Annotated in this window: 1 protein-coding gene; it reads left to right on the top strand. The window is 45.1% G+C overall.

Annotation, left to right across the window (positions count from 1 at the left end):
• Nucleotides 1–425: 425 nt before the first annotated feature.
• A partial coding sequence (locus tag GPK60_RS08000; RefSeq protein WP_252191335.1) for a reverse transcriptase domain-containing protein occupies nt 426–1,063 on the top strand: 638 nt, incomplete at its 3' end.

The following is a 1,063-nucleotide window of genomic DNA, read 5'->3' as shown; positions in this document are numbered from 1 at the left end:
CACGTTTCTAACGGGTTAAAGTCCCGAATCCGCCCGGTAGTGGGAAGGATATAGCCGAAGGCAAGGGTGTCCATCGTGAGATGGAATCTGAAGGAAGCTGGATGTGAGGAACATACTAACTCATGGGCAAATCTCTGGTCTGACGAACAGAAATCTCATATAAGGTTATGCATGAGGATAAGGCTGCCTACCAAGTCGAAGTCCAATAACTACACGGAATCATGCATGATAAATGAGGCAGATGGATGGAGAGGAAGAAACGTGTGGTACCTAGGGAGGTCTGTGCGGTACGCCTTGAAAGAGGTAACCACTGCATAAAGCAATGCTGAACGCACAGAAGTCAGCAGAGGTCATAGTAGCCGAGAGGTGAAGGACCGAATCAGTAGGAGTCTTGAGTATGACCGAGAAAGGAGGAATGACCGTCTATGGCAGAAAACATTGAAAACAATGGCTGTTCGCAAAGAGATAATGCAGAACATGAAGGGTATGTGAAAGCGTCTAGGTCATTCAATCGGATATGGAAAGAAAGAGACAGTGCACAGCCGAGACTTTTAGAAGCGATCCTGTATAAAGATAACTTTAACAGAGCGTATAAGAGAGTTAAGGCAAACAAGGGAGCACCAGGAATTGATGGCATGACCATTGAAGAGGCTCTTCCATATCTAAAGGAGCATCAACAAGAGATAACCGACCGCATTTATCGTGGAAAGTATACTCCGTCTCCAGTAAGACGAGTTGAGATTCCCAAACCAGATGGTGGTGTGCGAAAGCTTGGTATACCAACGGTGATAGACCGTACAATCCAACAGGCAATCACGCAAGAGTTAGTGCCAATCTATGAACCGCTGTTTGCAGATGGTAGCTTTGGCTATCGTCCGGGCAGAAGTGCGAAGGACGCAATACAAAAAGTGAAAGAGTATGCAGAACAAGGATACACATATGCAGTATCCTTAGATTTATCAAAATACTTCGACACACTGAACCATGAAATTCTCCTTAACTTACTCCGTAAGAATGTAAAGGACGAACGGGTGGTGCAGTTGATTAAGCGATATCTGAAAAG

The organism is Ruminococcus sp. MCC718 (genome assembly GCF_018783905.1).
In the GTDB taxonomy this organism is placed as follows: domain Bacteria; phylum Bacillota; class Clostridia; order Lachnospirales; family Lachnospiraceae; genus Hominisplanchenecus; species Hominisplanchenecus faecis.
Note: the sequence above shows the minus strand (reverse complement) of the source record. Positions and strands in the feature narration are given on the sequence as shown.